The 17764-nt window shown below is 72.6% G+C and carries 16 protein-coding genes; 12 read left to right on the top strand and 4 right to left on the bottom strand.

All coding sequences use genetic code 11. The annotated features are described in order from the left end of the window. Nucleotides 1-134 precede the first annotated feature (134 nt). The 3 genes from B124_RS30755 to B124_RS30745 form a co-directional block, all read right to left on the bottom strand. A complete protein-coding gene (locus B124_RS30755) occupies nt 135-968 on the bottom strand; it encodes a DUF2637 domain-containing protein (RefSeq protein WP_496506272.1) in 834 nt (277 codons plus the stop codon). Nucleotides 969-1221: 253 nt separating this feature from the next. Then, a complete protein-coding gene (locus B124_RS30750) occupies nt 1222-2556 on the bottom strand; it encodes a DUF3631 domain-containing protein (RefSeq protein WP_496506297.1) in 1335 nt (444 codons plus the stop codon). 398 nt (nt 2557-2954) lie between these two features. Continuing rightward, nucleotides 2955-3206, bottom strand: coding sequence for a helix-turn-helix transcriptional regulator (locus B124_RS30745; protein ID WP_496506271.1), 252 nt, complete (start codon nt 3204-3206; stop codon nt 2955-2957). A gap of 282 nt (nt 3207-3488) precedes the next feature. On the opposite strand from B124_RS30745, the gene B124_RS30740 reads away from it, so the two are divergent. After that, entirely contained in the window at nt 3489-4007 is a 519-nt protein-coding gene (locus tag B124_RS30740) for a helix-turn-helix domain-containing protein (RefSeq protein ID WP_496506270.1), read from the top strand. Further along, on the top strand, nt 4000-5313 hold the full coding sequence (locus B124_RS30735; protein ID WP_496506269.1) for a tyrosine-type recombinase/integrase: 1314 nt from the start codon (nt 4000-4002) through the stop codon (nt 5311-5313). The genes B124_RS30740 and B124_RS30735 overlap by 8 nt, the downstream gene beginning before the upstream one ends. A 74-nt stretch (nt 5314-5387) precedes the next feature. Here the strand turns inward: B124_RS30735 and B124_RS30730 are convergent, their stop codons facing one another. Continuing rightward, nucleotides 5388-5849 (bottom strand): ATP-binding protein, encoded by a 462-nt coding sequence (locus B124_RS30730; RefSeq protein WP_496506268.1) that lies wholly within the window; start codon nt 5847-5849, stop codon nt 5388-5390. Between the two features lie 203 nt (nt 5850-6052). Between B124_RS30730 and B124_RS30725 the strand changes: the two genes are divergently transcribed. From B124_RS30725 to B124_RS30680, 10 genes are all read left to right on the top strand, one after another. After that, nucleotides 6053-6880 (top strand): hypothetical protein, encoded by an 828-nt coding sequence (locus B124_RS30725; RefSeq protein WP_496506267.1) that lies wholly within the window; start codon nt 6053-6055, stop codon nt 6878-6880. A gap of 130 nt (nt 6881-7010) precedes the next feature. Continuing rightward, nucleotides 7011-7763 (top strand): YcnI family copper-binding membrane protein, encoded by a 753-nt coding sequence (locus B124_RS30720; RefSeq protein WP_496506266.1) that lies wholly within the window; start codon nt 7011-7013, stop codon nt 7761-7763. Nucleotides 7764-7852: 89 nt separating this feature from the next. Beyond that, nucleotides 7853-8524 carry an SCO family protein gene (locus tag B124_RS30715; RefSeq protein WP_496506265.1) on the top strand — a complete coding sequence of 224 codons (672 nt, stop codon included), beginning with the start codon at nt 7853-7855 and terminating at the stop codon, nt 8522-8524. Next, complete coding sequence (locus B124_RS30710) at nt 8521-9042, top strand: copper chaperone PCu(A)C (RefSeq protein ID WP_496506264.1); 522 nt, start codon at nt 8521-8523, stop codon at nt 9040-9042. The genes B124_RS30715 and B124_RS30710 overlap by 4 nt, the downstream gene beginning before the upstream one ends. Before the next feature lie 10 nt (nt 9043-9052). Then, nucleotides 9053-11401: a copper resistance CopC/CopD family protein gene (locus B124_RS30705; RefSeq protein WP_496506263.1), complete on the top strand. Its 2349-nt coding sequence runs from the start codon at nt 9053-9055 to the stop codon at nt 11399-11401. Then, nucleotides 11398-12687, top strand: coding sequence for an iron uptake transporter deferrochelatase/peroxidase subunit (efeB, locus tag B124_RS30700; protein ID WP_496506262.1), 1290 nt, complete (start codon nt 11398-11400; stop codon nt 12685-12687). Before B124_RS30705 ends, efeB begins: the two co-directional genes overlap by 4 nt. Nucleotides 12688-12895: 208 nt before the next feature. Then, nucleotides 12896-13831 carry a prephenate dehydratase gene (gene pheA / locus B124_RS30695; protein WP_496506261.1) on the top strand — a complete coding sequence of 312 codons (936 nt, stop codon included), beginning with the start codon at nt 12896-12898 and terminating at the stop codon, nt 13829-13831. Nucleotides 13832-14349: 518 nt separating this feature from the next. Next, entirely contained in the window at nt 14350-15639 is a 1290-nt protein-coding gene (gene serS, locus B124_RS30690; RefSeq protein WP_496506260.1) for a serine--tRNA ligase, read from the top strand. Further along, on the top strand, nt 15636-16445 hold the full coding sequence (locus B124_RS30685) for an HAD family hydrolase (RefSeq protein WP_496506259.1): 810 nt from the start codon (nt 15636-15638) through the stop codon (nt 16443-16445). The genes serS and B124_RS30685 overlap by 4 nt, the downstream gene beginning before the upstream one ends. 163 nt (nt 16446-16608) lie before the next feature. Beyond that, the coding region (locus B124_RS30680) for a serine/threonine-protein kinase (protein ID WP_496506258.1) at nt 16609-17764 on the top strand (1156 nt) is incomplete at its 3' end.

Below are 17764 nucleotides of genomic sequence, written 5' to 3'. Positions count from 1 at the left end.
GTGCTGTCAGATCCGCTGCCCTGTGCGTGGTACGGGGACCAGCGGTGGCTGCGTCGTGATCTCTCACGTGCTGGTCGCAACGGCTCCCGTCGACCCTGGCCGGTTCGGCGAGGGCTAACCGGGGCGGGCGGATGTCAACCGACGAGGTGGTCGGAAAGGGTGTCGGCTTCGGCACGTACGACCTTCATGATCTCGGTGAGGCGTTCGCCACCGAGGGGCAGCCCTTCATCGCGGATAGCGGTTTCGACCACCGAGCGGGAGACCTTGCCCTGGCTGGCGACTGCGTCGCGGGCGATCTCCAGGAGCCGGTCGAGGTCGGCGCCCGGCGGGCGGCCGGTGCGGCGCTGTCGCGCCTGATCAGAGGCCGGAAGGGCTGGCTGGGCCTGGTGGCCGGTGTCGGCCGCTGTCGGGGCGCCTGTGGTTTCGTTCGCCTGCTCGGAAGGAGCCGGGCGGGTAGAGGGAGTTGCGTTGGGTAGGGCGGGATCGGCCGTGTGCTGTGCGGAAGTTTCGTTGGGGTGGGCGGTGCGGCTGTGGCGGGCGATGTGGATGTAGAGGTGTACGGCTCCGGCGAGGGCGAGCGGGGCGACGGCGGAGAGCAGCCCCACCGGAAGGTCCCCGAGTTGCAGGCCGCGCTGGCGGGTGGGGAGTTGGTTCAGGCGTACGGCGTGCAGAGCGTTGGCCCAGATGCTGGTGGCCGTGGCGGTGCCGACCAGCGCCCATACGTACAGGCGGGCCCGAGTCGGGGCGGTGCGCAGGATGATCAGCGCGCAGACGCCGATGGCGATGAAGCCGTCGATGAGCAGGGGGAAGAGGTAGGTCAGCGGACCGGCGATGTGGACGGCGACGGCCATCTGGCGCAGGGCGTCGTACGACAGGGCGAAGCCGATGGCGCCGAGGGCGGCCACGCTGAGCCGGATTGCGATGCTGCCGGGCACGGAGTGGGTGGCGGCGGGCTGGGCTTCGGTCATGAGAGCAGGACTCCACTGGAGGGGCGGGCGGCTGGTGCCGCCGAATTGAGGGGCTGAAGAGGGCCATGTGTGGGTGTCGGCCGCGTTCCGTCCCACTCGTCCCACCCGTTGCACGGCTGGTCAGCGTGGTACGAGTGATGGAGGTGGGACGGGTTGACTCGTCCCGGCCACACCACCCGTCCCCGGTGTGAGCTGGGCAGGGACGGGTGGGACGAGTAGCTACGGGTGAAGGGCAGCGGCCAGAAGCGCCGTCTTACCGGCCGCGGGCCCGGCCCGCTGCTCCGGTCGGCTTCGTGGGTGGCGCGGGTGGTCGTGGCAGTGGTGCAGGCGGTGGCGGCGGAGGTTGCTGGATGACGGTGGTCGGCTCGGTGTCGGCCACCGGTTCCCGCGGGGGCTGGGGTGAGGTGGGGGTGTAGCGGTTCCAGGCGTCTTGGAACTGGGCGCGGGTGAAGCCCTTGGCCTGGCTGCCGTCGCGGAAGCGGCGGTTGGCGGAGTGGATGCCGTAGTCCCGTAGCAGCAGTTGCAGTCCGCGCGGGCTCAGCCCGCTCGTGCCGTACTCCGCCCAGGGCGCTTCGGGGTCGGCTTTCAGGGTGCGGAGCAGGGTGGCGGTGGACAGCGCCTCGGGGTCGTCGTGCTGTGCGAAGGCGGCGCGGATGTCGATCAGGATGCGGGTCTTCAGCCCGCCGTCCTCGTCCCGTCCGGCCTCCCGTTCGCACATGGTCTTGCACGCGCTGCGGGCCAGGGTGGGCCACGGTCCGCCTGCCAGGTCGGCCACCGTGACCAGGGGCTCCCAGGTGTCCGCCGCCCGGTCGGTCACCGGCATCGTCGGAGCGTGCGAGGCAGCGTCCTTGCGCTGGGCGCGCATCCAGCGGGCCAGGCGTCCGCGCAACTGGTGCAGGGGCGGGATGTCACGGCTGGAGCGGAAGTCGGAGACCTTCTCGCCCTGCCCGCGGCGGCGCATCCGGATCACCACCGCGCGGTCCATGATGGTGTCGGGCAGGTCGCCGATCCCGGCGAGGGCGGCCATGGCGAAGGTGGCGAACTTCTGCACTCGGTTCTCCCGGCCGCTGGCACGCAGGGTGGGGCGGTTTCGCTGGTGTCCGGCGTTGAGAAGGCCGCGTAGCTCCTCGTTCTTCTCGGCCATCTTCAGCGTGCCGAACAGCGTGTCCGCTTCGTCAACCAGCAAGGTGGGCGGCTCGCGGTCGCCGATGGACCGGAAGATCGCTGCTGGGGAGGCGTTGACCGTGATGACGGGGTCGTGCACCGTCTCGGTGATCACGTCCAGCAGGCGGGACTTGCCGCACCGCTTGGCCGGGCCGACCACCGCGAGCCGGGGCGCGTGCTGCCAGACGGGCTGTAGGTGGGTGGCCGCCACCCACAGGGTGACCGCGGTCAGCGCCTGCTCATCGGGTAGCACCACGAACTTCGCGAGCGCGGACCGTAGGTCGGCCAGCACCCCATCCCCGTTGCGCGCTGGTTCCGCTGCGCCTTCGCGACCGTCTCCTTCGCCGGATGCCGGAGCCTCCGCGGTAGTGGGGCCGTCGGCCTCGGCCGGTTCCCGGTCGTCCGGCTCGTCTGCGTCTTCCAGTCGTTGCGCGTCGCTGGCCGATGACTCAGCCCCGGACGGTTCGGTGGAATCGGTCTGCTGGGCCGCAGCCTGGCGTGCATTAGCCGCTGCTCGCTCGGCCAGCGCCTGGGCCCTCGCATGCTGTCGCTTCTCCTTGCGGGACATGGGCGCCAGGTGAGTCTGCCGGTGGTTGCTGGCCGCAGCCGCATCGAGTAGGTGCCGCCCCTGCCGATCGGCTGCGGGTGGGGATGCACCGGGCGTGGAGGAAGCCCTAGTCTGTGGGTCCATAGACAGTCCTCTCCGGCGAGGGCCGGGCTGCAACCCGACCCTCACCGTGTGGCAGATCGCTTACTGGGCGGTTTCTTGAGGCGTCTTCGGCCCCTGGTGTTGGCGCACCGGGGGCCACCTCGTCTCTGTGGTCAAGCCACGTCGTGATCCGTCGTCTGGGCGTCCAGCCATGCCTCCACCTCCTGCCAGCGGTAGCGCAGGTGGCGGCCGACCTTGGTGGCCTTCGGGCCGATACCGCGGTGGTTCCAGGAGTAGAGGGTGCCGAGCGGGATGCCGAGGTAGGCGGACAGCTCCTCCGGGGAGGCCAGCGGGCTGCGCTCGGAGCTGGACGAGGCGGTACGGGATGTCGCGTCGGTGGACCGGGCTGTACGGGATGAACGCATCCAACACTCTCCATCATGACTAGGCGACGCCGCGGGGCACGAACAGTGCCACACGATCGGGGACACATCCAGCGGCATTGTCGCGGAAACCATGTAACACCTCCAAACGACGCCGACTGGTGTAGGCAACTCTTCAAATGATCTGGAGAAACGCCGGTTTGGCTAACCGGCGATCGTCGTCTATGTTGCCCCGGCTCCGCCGCCCGCCGTGGCCCCGCCGCGCTGCCGAAGAGGGGAGCCAACACTTGCCCAAGCGCCATGCACTAGGTCAACATCGCGGTCATGGCAACCCGCCCCGTGGAGATCGGCCCTACCGGCCGTCAGACCGCCACCAACATCGAACGCATCCGCACCCTCCTCGGCCTCTCCCAGCGCGAACTCGCCGAGCGCCTGACCGACTTGGGCCGCCCCATCCCCTCAACCGCGCTGAGCAAGATCGAGCGTGGGGACCGCCGCTGCGACGTCGACGACCTGGTCGCCCTTGCCGTCGCGCTCGGCGTCTCCCCCGCCACCTTGCTGCTGCCCCCGGTCGCCGACAGGACAGCCACCAGCGTCACGGGCGCCGGCGAGGTCACCTCCGCGGATGCCTGGGACTGGGCCGACGGCGTCCGCCCCCTGCTCCCGCCCGGGAACGACGGCGCGCTCGACCACGCCGTCCGCACCCGGCCCGAAGGCCGGCGCACCGACCACCTCGTCGCGAAGGGAGGTGATGCGTCAGTCCCGAAGCCACTCGGCCGTCTGACCAAGACCGAACTCATCCAACTGCTGGACGACCTCAAGGAGGTCCTTCTCGATGGCTGACGTCTACGACCGCTGGCACAAATCCCACCCGAAGCGGGAGGACGAGGAGTGCGGTGAGCACAGGAGCCGCACCCGGCGCCTCGTCCCCACCAAGGACCACGGCAGAGGCAAGCGCTGGCAGGTCCGCTATCGCGACCTGAACCGCCACCAGCGCAAGGAGAACTTCGAGATCAAGGCCAGGGCCGAAGCCCGCGCGGCCTCGGTCGAGACCGAGTTGCAGCGCGGGACCTTCGTGGACCCGAACGCCGGGAAGGTCACCCTCGCCACGTACGCGGAGCAGTGGCTCCAGGCGGCGACCGCGGGGATGGGCACAGTCGACCTGTACGAGGGCGTGGTGCGCAACCACATCAAGCCGCACCTCGGAGGGCGCCAGTTGCGATCGATATCGCAGCCGTCGCTGATCCAGGGGTGGCTGAAGAAGCTCCAGGACGCGGACCTGGAAGCGTCCACGATCAGTTGGGTGCACTCCATCCTGACGGCGATCCTCGACTCCGCGGTCGAGGACGGGCTGATCGTCAAAAACCCGTGCAAGGCCAGCACGGTCAAGCTGCCCAAGCGCCCCAAGAAGAAGATCGTCCCGTGGACCGTGGAGCGCGTGCACTCCGTCATCGCCGGCCTGCCCGCGCGTTTCCAGGCGGGCGGCAAGCTGACCTTCGGCTGCGGGCTGCGACAGGGCGAGGTCTTCGGCATCGCGGTGGAAGACATCGACTTCAAGCGCCGGCTGCTGCACGTGAGCCGACAGGTCAAGCTGGTCCGGTCGAGCATGGTCTTCGCGCTGCCCAAGGGAGAGCGGCTGCGCTCGATCCCGCTGCCGGATGAACTGGCCATGATGCTGAAGGAGCACATCAAGGAGTTCCCGCCGAAGCGGGTCGCCCTGCCGTGGCGCGTCCCGGACGGCGAGGAACGTACGCACCGGCTGCTCTTCACCACGGACGAGGGCAAGGCGTACCACCGCAGCGTCTTCAACCAGTACGACTGGAAGGCTGCCCTCGCCACCGCCGGCGTCATACCGCCGCGGGAGAAAGGCTCACCGCGCTACGCCGCGGCGCCGGACGACGGCATGCACGCCCTCCGGCACGCCTACGCTTCGGTACTCCTCGACGCCGGGGAGAGCATCAAGGCCCTGTCCGAGTACCTCGGGCACTCCGATCCCGGCTTCACCCTCCGGACGTACACCCACCTCATGCCGCAGAGCGAGGCCCGCACCCGCCAGGCCATCGACGCGGCGTTCGTCCCGCCGCCTGCCGAGGGCACATCGGATCAGGGCCGCGCGCAGGTGTGCCCTCACTGTGCCCTGGCTGCTTGATTCACAGTCGTTGACGATGGCCCGTAGCCCCGGAAGTACGAGAAAAGCAGCAGGTCAAGCCGATATTTCGACGGTTACGCCGCCTGGAGCGGGGCGTCTTCGCGCCATTTGAGGATCTTGTCGAAGCTCACCACCGCGCCGCGGCCCGGGCGGTCGCGGATGTCGAGGTGGTCGCTGAGCTCCGCGATCAGGAACAGGCCCCGGCCGCCCTCCGCGCCGATGTCGGTCAGGGGCGGGGAAGTGGCCGGGCGGCTGGGGGGTACGGGCAGGGGGTGGGTGGCGAAGCCGGGGCCGGAGTCGATGACCTCGATGTGGCAGCGGTCACCGTCGAAGCAGGCGGTGACGCGGTAGTCCTCGCCGGCCTCGGGGCCGCCGTGTTCGACGGCGTTGGCGCAGGCTTCGGTGAGGGCGAGGGAGAGGTCGAAGGCGACGTCCGGGTCGACCCCGGCCGTCTCCATGGCGCCGACCAGCAGGCGGCGGGCGAGCGGGACGCTGGCCGCCTCCCGGCGCAGTCGAAGGGACCACCACATGCTCATGCGTTCAGCCTCCTGGCCGCCACCCCGACATACGGTACGTATAACCTTTGTGTCGGCACCGTAAGCACGCGAGTTGCGTGAGAACCCTCATTCGGCGGAGGGGTTTCTTCCGCCTTTCGGGGTGGGAAATGACATGGCCCGGCCGGCCGATCGGCGCCCCGGACGGGACCGTACGGCCGTGCGGTGGGATGATGGCGCCTGCCATGGCTGCCCCGTCCGCTCCCGCCTCCGCGGAGCTGCGCCTTCTGCGGGCCGCGGTGTTCACCGCGGTCTGCGTCGTGCTGTCCGCCGGGGGGCACGTGCTGGCGTCGGACGAGACGGTGCCGCTGTGGACGATCGGGGTCGCCGCGGCGCTGGTGTTCGCGGTGGCCGTGCCGCTGGCCGGGCGGGAGCGGTCGCTGCCCGGGATCGCGGCGCTGCTGGCGGTGGGGCAGATCGGGCTGCACGGGCTCTTCGGGCTCGGGCAGCACTCCGCCGGCGCAGCGGCTGCGGGAGGCCACGGCGGTGCGCACGCGGGCGGTGAGGGCGGCGGTGTCGTCGGCCTCGCCCGGCGGATGCTCTGCAACGACCACCTGATGAACCTCACCGAGGGCCGCGCCCGCCAGATCGTCACCGACGCCGGGATCGACCCGGACGCCGTCATCGGCGGTACGGGGGCCGCCGCGGGTGCGGACGCCGCGCACGGCGGCGGGATCGGCGACGGCCTCGGCGCCGCGCTCGGGCTGTCCACGTACTCCCTGCCGATGGTCCTCGGCCACCTTCTCGCCGCCCTCGCCGGCGGCTGGCTGCTGCGCCGCGGTGACGCGGCCGTGACGACGCTGCTGCGCCTCGCCACCGGCGCCGGCCTCGCCCCGCTGCGCGCCGCCGTGCGGTACGTGCGGGCCCTCGACGCCGGGTTCGACGGCGCGGGGCTGCCGGCCCTGCGGCCCGGGGCGGCGACCGCGTACGACGAGCGGAGCGCCCGTACCGTACGCGAGCTGCAGCACACCGTCGTACGCCGCGGGCCCCCGGCCTTCGCCCTCGCGGCCTGACGCGACGGCACCCCTCCGGCTTACGGCTCACGCACGGCGTGCGCCCGGCTTCGGGTGAGCGGGTGGTCGCGCCGCTGCCGCACGCGCGCCCAACCCCTCTTCCATCCACACCCACCGGAGTGTGTCACTCATGAAGTCATCCCGTATGCGGCTGATGTCCGTCAGCGTCGCCGTCGCCGCCGGCTCCGTCCTGCTGCTCGCCGGCCCGGCCGCCGCGCACGTCAGCATCGACCCGGGCGAGGCCGAGCAGGGCGGGTACGCCACCGTCAGCTTCAAGGTGCCCAACGAGCGCGACGACGCCTCGACGGTCAAGCTGGAGGTCACCCTGCCGACCGACCACCCGCTGACGTCCGTCATGCCCCAGCCCGTGCCCGGCTGGGACGTGAAGGTGGACAAGGCCAAGCTCGACACCCCGATCGACTCGCACGGCGAGAAGATCACCGAGGCGGCCAGCAAGGTCACGTGGTCCGGCGGGGAGATCGAGCCGGGGACGTTCCAGCAGTTCCCGGTCTCGATGGGCGCCCTGCCCGAGGACGCCGATCAACTGGTGTTCAAGTCGGTTCAGACGTACGACAGCGGTGAGGTCGTCCGCTGGATCGAGATCCCCGAGGAGGGTGCGGAGGAGCCGGAGAGCCCGGCGCCCGTGCTGGCCCTGACTCCCCCTGAGGACGCCGCGGAGGACGCCGCAGAGGCGGAGGATGCCGGGAACGGCGACGACGCCGACGCCGAAGAAACCGCGGCCGACACCGACGACGACGAGGGCTCCTCCGACACCACCGCCCGGGTCCTGGGCATCGCCGGCATCGTGCTCGGCGCCGGCGGCGTCGCGTTCGGCGCGCTGGCGCGGCGGCGCGGCACGAGCGGTTCGTCCGCGGCGCAGTAGGCACGGCAGCACCACTGGGCACGTACACACAAGCGGTGGCCCGGCCGGCAGCACCGGGCGGGCCACCCGACCCCTCAAGGGAACACAGCATGCGCACAACCCGTAAGACCACCGGCTACGCCGCCGCGGCCCTCGCCGCCGCGGCGGCCCTCACCCTCACCGCCTGCGGCTCCGACTCCGGCGACGACGGCGACGGCGCCAAGCCGGCCGTCGAGGTCTCCGGCGGCAGCACTGAACCGGGCGTCGTCCTCGACGTCCCCAAGGAGAAGCCCGCCCTCGTCCTGACCGACACCGAGGGCAAGCAGTACGACTTCGTCGCGGAGACGGCGGGCAAGCCCACCCTGCTGTTCTTCGGCTACACCAACTGCCCCGACGTCTGCCCCACCACGATGGGCGACATCGCCATCGCCAAGCAGCAGCTGTCCCGCGCCGACCAGGAGAAGCTCCAGGTCGTCATGGTCAGCACCGACCCCGAGCGCGACACGCCGCGCCGGCTGGGCTCCTGGCTCGACGCCCAGGACAAGGACTTCATCGGCCTCACGGGCGACATCGACGCGGTCACGGAAGCCGCGCGGAGCGTCGGCGTGCACGTGGAGAAGCCGGTGAAGGAGAAGGACGGCAGCATCACCGTCAGCCATGGCGCGTCGGTGCTGGCGTTCTCGCCGAAGGACGACAAGGGGCACGTGGTGTACGTGGGCGGGGTGACGGCCGACGAGTACGCGAAGGACCTGCCGAAGCTGATCAAGGGGCAGAACCCGTGAGGCGTGCGCGGCGGGCCGCAGTAGTTACTGCGGCAGTTCTGTCCTTCGCCCTCGGCCTGACTGTCCTGAGCGCGTGTTCCGGCGGCGACTCCGGTACGGGGACGAGGGCGGAGTCCGGTTCCCGTGACGGCTCCCGCGGCTCCGGTGACGGCCCCCGGCTGCGCGCCGAGGGCGGCTTCGTACCGCAGCCGGTGATGAAGGACCTCGCGGCCGGCTATGTGACCGTCCGCAACGACGGCGCGGCCGACGACCGGCTCACCGCCGTCAGCACCGACCTCGCCGACGACGTCACCATGCACGCCACAGAGGGTGAGCAGATGCGCGCCGTCGACGGCTTCGACGTCCCCGCGGGCAGCGAGCTGACCCTCGCCCGCGGCGGAAACCATCTGATGCTCGAGAAGCTGGAGCGCAAGCCGGAGGTCGGCGAGAAGGTGACCCTCGTGCTGCACTTCGCCCAGTCGGAGCCGATCGAGATCGAGGTGCCGGTGCAGCCGACGACGTACCGCCCCGTGGAGTGAGAGGCGTGCCATGACCCCGACCGGACAACTCCCCCGAGCCCGCCGCGCACCAATCCGCCGGCGCTCGATGCACCGCAGGCGCGCACTCGGGGCGTTGTGCGCCGCCGTCGCCGCCGTGCTGTGCGTCCTCGTGCCCGGCGCCACCCCGGCCGCGGCGCACGCCGCGCTCACCGGCACCGACCCCGCCGAGGGCTCGGTCGTCCAGGAGGCGCCGCGGGCGGTCTCGCTCGACTTCTCCGAGACCGTGCAGTTGAGCGACGACTCCATCCGCGTCCTCGACCCCGACGGCAACGACGTCACCAAGGGCGGCGCCGGCCACCTCGACGGCGACACCAAGACGGCGACGGCCGCGCTGCGCCCCGGGCTGCCGGACGGCACGTTCACCGTGGTCTGGAAGACCGTGTCCGCCGACAGCCACCCGATCTCCGGCGCGTTCACGTTCTCCGTGGGCAAGCCGTCGAAGACGACGGTGGTGGTGTCCGAGGCGGGCGAGGACAACGGCGGCGCCAAGACGCTGTACGACACCGGGCGCTACGTGGCGTACGCGGGGTTCGTGCTGCTCGTCGGCGGTGCCGTGTTCGCGGGCGTGTGCGGCGGGCGGGGCCGGGTCGTGCGCCGGGTGGCGAGCGGGGGGTGGGCGCTGCTGTTTGCCGCCACCGTGGCGCTGCTGCTGCTGCGCGGGCCGTACACGGGCGCGGACTTCGGGCTCGACTCGGTGCGCGACGTGCTGGAGACCCGGCCGGGCACGGCGCTGCTGTCGCGGCTGCTGCTGCTGGGCGCGGCGGCGGTGGTGCTGGCGGTGCTGTTCGGGGTGTACGGGCGGGAGAGCGGGAAGGCGGGCGCGGGCGCCGGTGCTGGCGCCGGTGCTGGTGCCGGTGCTGGTGTCGGTGCTGGTGTCGGTGCTGGTGTCGGTGCCGGTGAGGGGGCGGATGCGGGTACGGGCCCGGACGCCGGCTCCGCCGCGGCGGCTGAGCCCGCTGCGGAATCCGCCGCCGAACCCGCCGTCGCGGACGCCGCTGCCGGACCCGCCGCTGCCGGACCCGCCGCCGCGGACGCCGCCGACGACGCCGCGCACAGCCGCGACCTGGCCATCGGCCTCGGGCTCGGCGGCGGCGTGATCGCCGTCGGCCTCGCCGCGACGTGGGGCATGGCCGAGCACGCCTCCACCGGCATCCAGCCGTGGCTGGCGGTGCCGGTCTCGATGGTGCACCTGCTGGCCGTCGCCGTCTGGCTCGGCGGCCTCACCTCGCTGACGCTGAGCCTGCGCCTCGGGCCGCGGGTCCCGTCGTACGTCATACGCCGCTTCTCGCGGATGGCGCTGACGTCGGTGACGGTGCTCGCCGTGACGGGGCTGTATCAGGCGTGGCGCGGGCTGGGCAGTTGGGGCGCGCTGACGGACACGTCGTACGGGCAGTTGCTGCTGGTGAAGGGCGGGCTGGTCGCGGTGCTGGTCGCCGCGGGCTGGACGTCGCGGCGGTGGACACAGCGGCTGGCCGGCTCGGGTCTTGCGGCGAGCGCGGACCCGGCGGAGGAGACGGCGGAGGCGCCGCGCGTCCACGCCGCCGCCACCGCGCGGGCGGGCACGGCCGACGGCTCCGTCTCCAGCTCCGGTTCCGGTTCCGTCTCCGCCTCCGGTTCCAGCTCCGGTTCCGGTTCGGGCTCCGGTTCCGGCGCGGCGTCGGACGGCGCCCGGGTTCCGGCCCAGGGCTCCGGCCCGGGTTCCGGCGCCGGCTCCGGTTCCGGCGCCGGCTCCGTACCGGATGGCGACGCCTCCGGCGACGAGCCCGACCCCGGCCGCGCCGCCCAGCTCGCCCGCCAGCGCGCGGCCGTCGTCGCGACCCGCGCGCGCAAGGAGCGCGACTCCGATCCCGTGCGCCGGGGGCTGCGCCAGTCCGTCCTTGTCGAGACCCTGCTCGCCGTTGTACTGCTGTCCGTCGTCACCCTGCTGACCGGCACCCAGCCGGGCCGGGCCGAGACCGAGCAGGCCGCGGCCGAGGCGGCGCGGCGGCAGCCGGCCGGGCCGGTCACGGTGAAGATCCCGTACGACACGGGCGGGCAGGGCGGCGCCGGGACCGCGGAGATCACCGTCGCCCCCGGCAGGACCGGCGACAACCAACTGCACGTCTACCTCGTGGACGCCAACAACCAGCTCCTCAACGTCCCCGAGGTACGGCTCTCCTTCACCCTGGAGGAGAAGGGCCTCGGCCCGCTCGACGTCGTTCCCGTACCCGTCGAGAACGGGCACTGGGTCGCCAACGGCGTGCAGCTCCCGATGCCCGGGGAGTGGACCCTGCGGTTCACCGTGCGCACCTCACCCATCGACCAGGTGACAGAAAAGAAGAAGTTGACGATCCCGTGAGTTCGACACGTTCCACCCGCACCAACGCACCGGACACCGACACGGCCGCCGGACCCGCCCGGCACCCGGTCTCCCGCCGCCGCCTCGTCGGCGCGGCGGGGGCCGCCGGGGCGGCCGGGCTCCTCGCCGGCGGCGCCTCCGGCGCGGTCGCCGCGGAGGCGCTGCGGGACGCGCCCCCCGCGCCGCTGACGTCGATCGGCGCGACCAGTGTGCCGTTCCACGGCACACACCAGGCGGGCATCACCACACCGCTCCAGGCCGCGGGCCACTTCGCCGCCTTCGACCTGGCCCCGGGCGCCGGGCGCAAGCAGGCCGCGGCGCTGCTCAGGCGCTGGTCGGAAACGGCCCGTGAGCTGAGCGAGGACAGGGCGGCGGCGGACGGCACCGGCAGCGCGCTCGACGCCGGGCCCGCGGCGCTGACCGTGACGTTCGGCTTCGGGCGCACGTTCTTCGACCGCACAGGGCTGGCCGACCGGCGCCCCGCCGGGCTCGCCCCGCTGCCGCCGTTCTCCGCCGACGTGCTGGACGCGCGGCGCAGCGACGGCGACCTGTGGCTGCAGATCGGCGCCGACGACGCGCTCGTGGCGTTCAACGCGCTGCGTACGCTCCAGCGCCGGGCGGGCGACGCGGCGGTGCTGCGCTGGCAGATGAGCGGCTTCAACCGCACCCCCGGCGCCACCGACCAGCCCCGTACGGCACGCAACCTCATGGGGCAGGTCGACGGCACCAACAACCCCCGGCCCGAGGACCAGGACTTCGACACGCACGTCTTCGTCCCCGCCGACGGGGGGTGGCTGGCGGGTGGCTCGTACGCCGTGTTCCGCCGGATCCGGATGCTGCTCGACACCTGGGACCACCTGTCGCTGGAGCGGCAGGAGCGGGTCATCGGCCGCCGCAAGTCCGACGGCGCCCCGCTGTCCGGCGGGCAGGAGGAGACGCCGGTGGACATGAACAAACAACTCCCGGACGGCTCCCTTGCCATCGCGGGGGACGCACACGTGCGGGTGGCGGCGCCGGAGTCGAACGGCGGGGCGACGATGCTGCGCCGCTCGTTCTCGTACCACGACGGCTATCTGGACACCCGGGACGGGCCGGTGCCCGACGCCGGGCTGCTGTTCGTCGCCTGGCAGGCGGATCCGCTGAAGGGCTTCGTGCCGGTGCAGCGCAAGCTGGACCGGGGCGACGGGCTGTCGCGCTTCCTGCGGCACGAGGCGAGCGGGCTGTTCGCGGTGCCGGGCGGGGCGGCGGAGGGCGAGTACGTGGGGCAGCGGCTGCTGGAGGGCTGAGCGGGGTTCGTACGGAGGGGCTCGTACGGGTGGCAGCGCGCGTACGGCAACGGGCGCCGCGTGCTCCGTACGGCACGGGTCCACCCGGTCCGTACGGCATGCGCACCCGGCCCCGCGCCATGATCGTCCGTTCCCCGGACCGCGACCCGCCGCCCCGCGCCCGTAGGTATCGTGGCCGTCTCGCCACCGCCCCCGAGGAGCCGCCCCGATGTCCGCCAGCCGCTTCACCTATCTCGGCCCCGAGGGCACCTTCACCGAGGCCGCGCTGCGCACCCTGCCGGAGGCGGCGACGCGCGAGCTGGTGCCGATGGTCTCGGTGCCGGCGGTGCTGGACTCGGTGCGCAGCGGGGAGGCCGCGGGGGCGCTGGTGCCGATCGAGAACTCCGTGGAGGGCGGCGTGACCGCCACGCTCGACGAGCTGGCACTGGGCGAGCCGCTGATGATTTATCGCGAGGTGCTGCTGCCGATCGCGTTCGCCCTGCTGGTGCGGCCGGGGACGAAGCTGGCGGACATCAAGACCGTCACCGGGCACCCGGTGGCGCAGCCGCAGGTGCGGCGCTGGCTGGCCGGGCATCTGCCGGACGCGGTGTGGGAGTCGTCGGCGTCCAACGCGGACGGTGCGCGGCAGGTGCAGGAGGGGCGGGTGGACGGGGCGTTCGCGGGCGAGTTCGCGGCGTCGGTGTACGGGCTGGAGCCGCTGGTCTCCGACATCCACGACGCGGAGAACGCCGAGACCCGGTTCGTCCTCGTGGGCCGTCCGGCGCGGCCGGCGGCGCCGACGGGCGCGGACAAGACGTCGGTCGTGATCTGGCTCGGCGAGGACCACCCGGGCGCGCTGATGGAGCTGCTGCAGGAGTACGCGGTGCGCGGCGTCAACCTGCTGCGCATCGAGTCGCGGCCGACGGGTGAGGGCATCGGGCGGTACTGCTTCTCGGTGGACTGCGAGGGGCACATCACCGACCGCCGGGTGGGCGAGGCGCTGACGGGGCTGAAGCGGACCTGTCCGCGGGTCCGGTTCCTCGGCTCGTACCCGCGCGCGGGGCTGTCGCCCGCGGATGTGGGGCCGCTGCGGCTGGGGACGTCGGACACGGCCTTCGCGGAGGCGTCGGACTGGCTGACGCGGTGCCTGGACGGCCGCGCCTGACCTGGGGTCTGTGCACAGTTCGGGAAAGTTATCCACAGGTTGCCGGAGCCAACTGTGTATAACTTCGATGCCCAAACGGGCAATATCGACAAGTCTGCCTAGTGACCGATTTCCGGCGTCCAACTGCTCAGATGGTTACTCGTCACGGCAATTCCCTTGATCCACTCTAAGGCGGTAGGCAATTCCGCTCCAAAGGGTGTGTAGCCGGGGGACTATCGGGGAATTCCTGCGCCAGCACCGGCCGTACGGAACGATCTTCCCCGGCTTCCACAGGCGGACCACCCGACCTGTGGATAACTTTGGGGATCCGCACCCACCTGTGGAAAAGAAGTCCGCAACTCCCCCGCACCCCAAGGACTTACGTCGCCCTTTTGTCCAAATTGATCCATCTCGCACCTTTTCTCCACTCAAGGGGAAGCGGCTCGGCGAAACCGGCTATTCGCCACAAAACGCGGAGAAATCCACAGGGGTGGAAATCGGCTGCGAGCCGGTCCGCGCACCCCGGTAACCTGGCGTGCGTGATTGACCTTCGCCTGCTCCGTGAGGACCCCGACCGAGTGCGCGCGTCGCAGCGCGCCCGTGGAGAGGACGTCGCCCTCGTCGACGCGCTGCTCTCCGCCGACGAGCGGCGCAGGTCGTCCAGTACGCGCTTCGACGAGCTGCGGGCCGAGCAGAAGCAGCTCGGCAAGCTGATCCCGCGCGCGCAGGGCGAGGAGAAGCAGGAGCTGCTGCGGCGCACCGGGGAGCTGTCCGCCGCCGTCAAGGCCGCGGACGCCGAGCAGGACGAGGCCGCCGCCGAGACGCAGCGCCTGCTGCTGCGCCTGGGGAACGTGGTGCATCCCGCCGTGCCCGTCGGCGGCGAGGACGACTTCGCGCTGCTGGAGACCGTCGGCACCCCGCGCGACTTCGCCGCCGAGGGCTTCGTACCGCGCGACCACCTGGAGCTCGGCCGCATCCTCGGCGCCATCGACGTCGAGCGCGCCGCGAAGGTCTCCGGCTCGCGGTTCTACTACCTGACGGGCGTCGGCGCGCTCCTGGAGCTGGCGCTGGTCAACGCCGCGATCGCGCAGGCCACCGCCGCCGGCTTCACCCCGATGCTCACGCCCGCGCTGGTCAAGCCGCGCGCCATGGAGGGCACGGGCTTCCTCGGCCAGGCCGCCGAGGACGTGTACTACCTGGAGCGCGACGACTTCTACCTCGTCGGCACCTCGGAGGTCACGCTCGCGGCGTACCACATGGACGAGATCATCGAGGCCGACCGGCTCCCCCTGCGCTACGCCGGGTTCTCGCCCTGCTTCCGGCGCGAGGCGGGCTCGCACGGCAAGGACACCCGCGGCATCATCCGGGTGCACCAGTTCGACAAGGTCGAGATGTTCTCGTACGTGGACCCCGAGGACGCGGAGGCGGAGCACGCGCGGCTGCTGGAGTGGGAGAAGCAGTGGCTGTCGTCGCTCGGCCTGGCGTACCGCGTGATCGACGTGGCGTCGGGCGACCTGGGCGCGTCCGCGTCGCGGAAGTACGACTGCGAGGCGTGGATCCCGACGCAGGGCAAGTACCGGGAGCTGACCTCCACGTCGAACTGCGGGGAGTTCCAGGCGCGGCGGCTGTCGGTGCGGATGCGCGACGTGCAGGGCCAGAAGAAGACGACGCGCCCGCTGGCGACGCTGAACGGGACGCTGTGCGCGGTGCCGCGGACGATCGTGGCGATCCTGGAGACCCACCAGCAGCAGGACGGCTCGGTGATGGTGCCGGAGGTGCTGCGGCCGTACCTGGGCGGACGCGAACTGCTGGAGCCGGTCGCGACATGACCGGCGTGCTTCCGTACCGGCTCGTCGCGACCGACCTCGACGGCACGCTGCTGCGCAGCGACGAGACGGTCTCGCCGCGCACGCGCGCGGCGCTTGAGGCGGCGTGCGCGCAGGGCGCGGCGCACATCGTCGTCACCGGCCGCGCCGTGGCCTGGACCCGGCACATACTGGACGACCTGGGCTACGAGGGCCTGGCCGTCTGCGGCCAGGGCGCCCAGGTGTACCACGCGGGCGAGCACCGGCTGCTGACCTCCGTGACGCTCGACCGGCGCCTCGCCGCCGACGCGGTGGCCAAGCTGGAGGCGGAGATCGGCGAGGTGGCGGTGGCCGCCAGCACCGACGGCCTCGCGGGCGAGGTCCTCTTCGGCCCCGGCTTCCGCGCGGTGGCCCGCGAGGACCTGCCGGTCCGGCGGGTGGCGGAGCGCGCCGAGCTGTGGGCCCAGCCGATCGGCAAGCTCTACCTCCAGCACGCGGAGCTGGACGACGACGCGCTGACGGCCGCCGCCCGCAGGGTCGTCGGCGACCTCGTCGGGATCGTCCTCGCCGGCGCCGACACCGTCGAGGTGCTGCCGCACGGGCTGAGCAAGGCCACCGGCCTGTCGCTCGCGGCGCGGCGGCTCGGGGTCAGGGGCGCGGAGACGATCGCGTTCGGGGACATGCCGAACGACGTCCCGATGTTCCGCTGGGCCGGCCACGGGGTGGCGATGGCGGGCGCGCACCCGGAGCTGGTCGCGGTGGCGGACGAGGTGACGGGGTCGAACGACGAGGACGGCATCGCGACGGTGCTGGACCGGGTGTTCGGCTAGGCGCGAACGGGCAGGGCCGGCGCGCGTGGCCGTACCCACGGCCGCGGGGATCAACTGGGCGGCACCACAGAGCCTTTGTGCGCTGAGTAGGATGCGGGTCGCTCCACAGGTGACGGGGCACGGGGATCCAGCAAGATCCAGCAGGGGGGACGGCAGGATGGGCATGGACGGGCTCGACCGGATCCTGAGGCCGCTGGGTGCCGACGATCCCCGGACGGTCGCCGGGTACCGGCTGGCCGGCCGGCTCGGCGCGGGCGGGATGGGCAAGGTCTACCTGTCGTACACGCCCGGCGGCCGGCCCGTGGCGATCAAGGTGATCCGGCCGGAATTCGCCGACGACAGTGAGTTTCGGCGCCGTTTCGCACAGGAGGTGCAGGCGGCGCAGCGCGTCCAGGGCCTGTACACCGCGCCGGTCGTGGACTTCGACACCGAGGGCGACCAGCCGTGGCTCGCCACGGCGTACGTCACCGGGCCCGCCCTGGCCGACGTGGTGACCGAGGAGCGACCGCTGCCCCTGGACAGCGTGCTGCTGCTGGTCGCCGGGGTGGCGGAGGCGCTGACCGCGATCCATGGCGCGGGTGTGGTGCACCGGGACCTCAAGCCGTCGAACGTGCTGCTGGCCGCCGACGGCCCGCGCGTCATCGACTTCGGCATCGCCCGCGCCGCCGACGCCACCGCGCTGACCGGCAGCGGGCTGCTGATCGGCACCCCCTCGTTCATGTCGCCCGAGCAGGCGGCGGGGCGCAGACTCACCCCGGCCACCGACGTCTTCGCCCTCGGGCAGATCGCGGTCTTCGCCGCCACCGGGCGGCCCGCGCACGGCGAGGGGCCCTCGCACGCGGTCGTCTACCGGATCGTCCACGAGGAGCCGGACCTGACGGGGCTGCCGGACGACCTGCGGCCGGTGGTGGACCTGTGCCTGGCGAAGGACCCGCAGGAGCGCGGGGCGCTGGCGGAGATCATCCGCGCATGTGAGGCGGGGGCCAGGCAGACGCAGTTGCGGATCGGGGAGGGCTGGCTGCCGGGGCCGGTCGCCGCGGCCATCACCCAGCGCACGCACGGCATTGGCACCCCGCCCCCGCCGGCCGCGGGCCCGCCGCCGGCCGCGGGCCCGCCGCCGGCCGCGGGCCCGGCCGCGCAGCCGCCCGCACCCGCGACGCCGCCGGCACCGGCGACTCCGCCCGCACCGCCGACGCCGCCGACGCCCGCAACTCCGCCGGCACCGGCGACGCCGCCGACTCCGGCCGCGGCCCCGCCGCCTGCTGCGGCCCCGGCGCCGGACGTGGCACCGGCGCCGGACGTGGCACCGGCGCCGGACG

The sequence above is a fragment of the Streptomyces sp. CNP082 genome (assembly GCF_059570535.1).
This window is presented reverse-complemented; position numbering and strand designations above follow the sequence as displayed.